Source organism: Mesorhizobium sp. M7A.F.Ca.US.007.01.2.1 (genome assembly GCF_003998165.1).
Taxonomy (GTDB): Bacteria; Pseudomonadota; Alphaproteobacteria; order Rhizobiales; family Rhizobiaceae; genus Mesorhizobium; species Mesorhizobium ciceri.
In genome coordinates, this window is record NZ_RZQP01000333.1 from 1 (window position 1) to 5,268 (window position 5,268).

3 protein-coding genes and 2 pseudogenes are annotated in these 5,268 nt (G+C 56.9%); 4 read left to right on the forward strand and 1 reads right to left on the reverse strand.

Annotated features, from left to right (window positions below; genetic code table 11):
* Window positions 1-2,165: glycosyltransferase family 25 protein (locus tag EN949_RS32755; protein WP_164782615.1), on the forward strand; the 2,165-nt coding region annotated here is incomplete at its 5' end.
* 53 nt (window positions 2,166-2,218) lie between these two features.
* Here EN949_RS32755 and EN949_RS32760 read toward each other — a convergent pair.
* Window positions 2,219-3,406, reverse strand: a complete 1,188-nt coding sequence (locus EN949_RS32760; RefSeq protein WP_127367311.1) for an FkbM family methyltransferase — start codon at window positions 3,404-3,406, stop codon at window positions 2,219-2,221.
* 315 nt (window positions 3,407-3,721) lie between these two features.
* Here EN949_RS32760 and EN949_RS32765 point away from each other — a divergent pair, with 315 nt between their 5' ends.
* From EN949_RS32765 to EN949_RS36890, 3 genes and pseudogenes are all read left to right on the forward strand, one after another.
* On the forward strand, window positions 3,722-4,450 hold the full coding sequence (locus EN949_RS32765) for a hypothetical protein (protein ID WP_245472569.1): 729 nt from the start codon (window positions 3,722-3,724) through the stop codon (window positions 4,448-4,450).
* Between the two features lie 391 nt (window positions 4,451-4,841).
* Window positions 4,842-4,940 (forward strand): annotated as a pseudogene (locus EN949_RS36885) (DUF3606 domain-containing protein); the annotation flags it as partial.
* A 38-nt stretch (window positions 4,941-4,978) separates the two neighbouring features.
* Window positions 4,979-5,098 (forward strand): annotated as a pseudogene (locus EN949_RS36890) (cytochrome oxidase); the annotation flags it as partial.
* Between the last annotated feature and the right edge of the window lie 170 nt (window positions 5,099-5,268).

Genomic DNA, 5,268 nt, shown 5'->3' on the forward strand with positions numbered 1-5,268 from the left:
GCTATAGGGATTCCGGAGAACGTGAAAAATCGCTGGCAAACTATCTGAAGCGCGCCGAGCTGGGCTTCTGGGACGAGGAAATCTATGTCAGCCTGCTCGAAGCGGGCAATCTCATGGCAGCGCTGGGACGGCCATTCGACGAGGTCGTTGCAATCTTTGAGCGTGCGACGCAGGCCGTTCCCGCCCGCGCTGAAGCTCTTCACGCCGCGAGCCTCTATTGCCGCACCCAGGGCCGGAACGCGGAGGGAGCGGAATTTGCGCGTCGAGGGCTCGACCTTGCACAACCCCCCGGACTTTTCATACAGCCTTGGGTCTACGATTACGGATTGCTCGACGAGTTTGCCGTCAATGCCTACTGGACAGGCGCTTACCGGGATTCACTCGACGCCTGTCTGAAATTGCTCGCCAGCGAAAAATTGCCGGCGGAAATGGCGAAGCGCGTGGTGGCCAACGCGCGTTTCGCCACTGACAAGCTTCCGGTGCATGAACCGTCGAATCTCGGGGCGTTCGGGACAGAGAGCTTGATCGATCAGCACAAGCTTATCCGGCAGCGTTCGCTGCGGTCGCGCCTGAAGGGTTCACCGCGCATCCTGATTGCAATCCTGGCAAAGCAGAAGGAACCGGCACTGCCGCTTTACCTCGAGTGCATCGAGGCGCTCGGCTACCCGAAGGCATCGATCGTCCTATACATCAGGACAAACAACAATACCGACAGGACCGAGCATATACTGCGCGAATGGGTAGAGCGCGTGGGTCACCTCTATGCGGCGGTCGAAATCGACGCCTCGGACGTCGTCGATCGTGTTGAGCAGTTTGGCGAGCACGAATGGAATGAGACGCGCTTCAGGGTGCTTGGCCGAATCCGCAACATAAGTCTGCGGAAAACGCTCGAGCACGGCTGCGATTTCTATTTCGTGGCCGACGTCGACAATTTCGTGCGATCGGCCACGCTGCGAGAACTTGTCTCGCTTGATTTGCCAATCGTCGCTCCTCTGCTTCGCTCTATCTCGCCGGGCCAATATTATTCGAACTTTCATGCCGAGATCGATGCCAACGGGTATTATCTGCAGTGCGATCAGTATGGTTGGGTGCTCAACCGCCACGTGCGCGGCGCCATCGAGGTGCCGCTCGTGCATTGCACATATCTTGTCCGGGCTGACGTGCTGACCGAACTGACATACGAGGACGGCACATCGCGGTACGAGTACGTTGTCTTTGCTGCCAGCGCCAGGAAGGCCGGAATCGTCCAGTATATGGATAACCGACAAGTCTATGGCTACATCACCTTTGGCGATGGCCAATACCATGTGAGTGATGGCATCGAACGGGCTCGAGCGCTGTTGCATGGTGCGGGCGATACCTCCACATTCACTGCCGCCACGCCCTCTGTCTCCGGGACGATGCCAGCCCGGCCTGTCGAGCCGACGGGTTCCCCGAAAATTCACCTGATAAACCTAGACCGCAGCATCGAGCGCTGGAGCAGGTACCAAAGTAACAACTGGCATTTATTGCACAATACCGTTCGCGTATCAGCCGTTGACGGCACTTCTCTCGACAGGGAGGCGCTCATCAAGGAAGGTCTGATTACCAGTGATTGTCCGTATCCCCCGGGCACGTTAGGGTGCGCTCTATCCCATATCAGCTTGTGGAAGCTGTCGGTTTCAGAAAACAAGACAATAACTATTTTCGAAGACGATATTCGGTCATCGTTTCGTTTCACGGAGGAATCCACCAGTATTATATCTCAAGCACGGGCAGATTGGGATATCATACAGTGGGGCTATATATTTGACCCATCCTTTCTCTGGCTTGACCTTGGTTTCTCAAAAGCCAAAATGGAATTCTACGATCGTCAATATACTAATAGAACTGCCTTGTTCCAGTCCGAGAACTTCTCCAGATTCCTTATCAAGGTAGAGCATTCGTTTGGGCTTCAGGCATACACAATCACACCAAGGGGTGCGCGGATACTTCTGGAAAAGTGTCTGCCGCTCCGCAGCAGACTTATCCCGTTTCCTGGAACTGGCGTCGTCCTTGACGACACGGGCATTGACTGCGCGATGTGTGCGGCATACGGCTCGATGCAAGCTTTTCTTTGCATGCCGCCACTCGTTATTCTAGACGATGAGCAACCTTCAGATCGAGTGGCGACGGATCAGGGGTGAGCCTTGAAGGACTCTACCTCGATCGCTGGCGAACGGTCGTTCTACTCATGGCCTCACGGGTAAGGAAGAATTCCTAACACCTGAATGATTACAGCAAATTTTCGCTTTTCTAGATCAGAAAGAGTTGCAACCTTGTCGCGCCTCTTCGTAAAAAGGGCATCAAACTCGACTGCATCGCCATCGAAGTGCGGTACTTGATTAAGCTGGCGTAGGGCGAAACCGAAATCGCCCAGAATGTCGACTATGTCACCAATCAGCTTTTGTCCTCGATATATCGGAACAACATGCGTTTCCAGCTCGATAGCCAAACAGGATTCCAGAAGGTGGCCGAAACCAAGCAGAACTTCGTATTCAAGACCTTGGACGTCTATTTTTATAACATCCGGTGACGGAACCGCGCTTGCGCGGAACAATTCGTCATATCGAACACATTCGACCTCTTGCATGCTGACAACGTTGAAGACACGGGCTACTGAGTAGTTCTGCAGGATCTCAAAGTTTGGCTCTCGCAAAGACGAGCAGTATGATCCGGCAGTAATATACAGCTTTTGGGGGCCAGAAGTGTTTGCCAGCGCCTTTTCCACCACTTGCGCGCCCGGAATTCGATCGAGGGTTTGTCGTATCACCGTCGCTTCCGACGACAAGGGTTCGAACACGACGGGCGTAATATGATCGGCTCGCAGCATCCACTTGAGCTGTAGCCCTCCTTGGCCGCCAACATCGACGAGGGTGATCCGCTCCTCTGCCGGCGTGCGAGACAACTCGGGGTATGCATCAAACGTTTCAACCAGAACGCTCAAGAGTGCAAACTGTTCGAGTCCAGTGCCGGCGTAGACGGGACGACCATTGTCGGAGCAGCCTATTGAGAGAGACCCGTGGCAACTCAAAAAGCTCACATCGATCTCGATCGTGTCATCTGGATGAGCGTTGATCGAAATGGTGTGACTGATACCCCTGTTTATTATGGTGCCGTCGAGTGCAATTTCGGCAACATCCAAAGAACCATAGTGATGGATATAGAAGTTTGTGGTGGTCGTGGGGAAGAATCTGAGGACGCACCTCATCCGAACCATTCGAAACAGAAAAGCTGAATCGTGAAGTCGTAGAAGATGCCAGTCACGGCGGTCACTGTCGCGAACGACCAAAGCTCCGCCAACGATATGAGTCGACATTTCGTGGACGACCTGCCAGCTTGATAAAGCATCGCCAACATACGTTTTGGTAAAGATCGCCTCGCCCACCCTCGAGTCCCCTAGCCGCTTCCGAGTAGTTCAACTCTCAAGGGGTCTACGCTTAGACCTCGGCCGATGGCAGAACAAGCTGGACTTCCTATTTTTCTCCTTGCAGGGCAACATGGTCGAGTTTCGAAGTTGCTGCGACGAGATCTCCTAAATTTGCTTGCAGGTTCAGTGGCCGGCAGCCTCACACCAGTGGCGTTGACACCCTCGGGCGGTTGGAGCACAGGCTACGGGGTCATGTCTTCCCCACCTTCCTCAGCTAGCTCGCAACCAAACCTCCTAACCGCCCCCATCGAGCTTGCCGGCGACTGGGGCCACATGCTTGAGGGAGCCGCTGATCAGGTCGTCGAACGCATGCGGCATGCATGCCTCGACGGCGTCCGCCTGCTGTCCGACCGCCAGCCGACGCGCCTGCGTGTCGACGAGCACACTTCCGGCACGCCGGCAATCTGGCTGCATCCGGACGGCAGCAGTATGGCCTGGATCATCGTCGATATCGGCGAGCGTGACTGGTCGAAGCTCGCCTACCAGTTCGGGCACGAACTCGGCCATGTGCTCTGCAACAGCTGGCAACCGGACGCCAGGCCGGCGCCGCCTTGCCAATGGATCGAGGAGACCATGGTGGAGGCCCACTCGCTGCGTGGGCTCGCACGTCTGGCGAAAAGCTGGAAGGAGGCGCCGCCCTTCGCCGGCGACAATGCCTTCGGCGATGCCATCGCCCGGTACCGCCAGGACATCATCGATCGTTATGCAGCGCTCGCTGAAAGCCAGGGGCTCACGCGCGACGCCGCTGCGTGGTTCGCCGACCACCGCGGCGAGATCGAAATGCCCGCTCTTAATCCGTTCGCCCAGGCAATGTCGCTGACCATCCTCGCCGAATACGGCCGCGCGCCGGACTGCGTAGAGGCTTTGGGGGCACTCAACCGCTGGCCTGGCCGCACCAGCATGCCGATCGCCGAGTACCTCGGACACTGGGAGGCGAGTTGTGTCGAATTGCGCGCTTCGCCCAGATTGCCGATCCGCCTGCGTGATCTGCTGCACGTTTAACAGCGGGCCAAGTGAAGAGCGCTTAGGCCGGTAGGCGACGGACCGGCTTAGCCTGCGCTCGATGACCGTGTCCGGTCAAAGACATGTCGGTCGTTTCCTTGCTCGCGGGCTCACACGCACATTGGCGTTATGATATGGCATCTCGGCTCGCGGCGCTTTTCGGCGCCGAGTCCGCCATCGTGAGCTCTGGCAGGACTGGTCAGGCCGCGCGACATGCAACATGGGCCGGAATCGCGACCTGAGCGCGATACCCATCAACTTGTCGAACTCGAATTCATGGCTCGATTCAATCGTGTGCGTGGAATTCGGTTCAAAGCGGTAGTCGACAGATTGAACCGGAAGAGTCTGGCGGCGTTATCGGGTCTGGAATGGCAATCCTTTGGAGGACAAAATGGCCAGTACTGGAACAACCCGTGGACGCAATGAGGACCGCGCGAAGGTTGCTGGCGGGCAGGATAATGAAGTGAAATACGAGGCGGGCAAGACCGGCGCGAGGAAGGCTGACGTGAAATCGTGGGCAACAGCCACAAGTCGGTCATCCTCGCGCCCGCCTCGGACCAGGAATTCGCAGCCCAGCACATGCCGAAGGACGGCGTCTGGATTGTGGAAGTCGACGCCGACGCCGGTCTGGATAAGCCGTATCGCGACGGGCGGATATCGACGCGCACGCCAGTCCCGGCGTGCTTCCAACCCTGCCGGCCTTTTATACAGGGAAATACGAGCGCATGTTCGCCCTCCTCGTCGAAGACGGCGAGTTCGAGTTCGCGACCAAACGGAGCGCTCATGATCGGCTTCCACATCTCCCCATGATCTGGGGA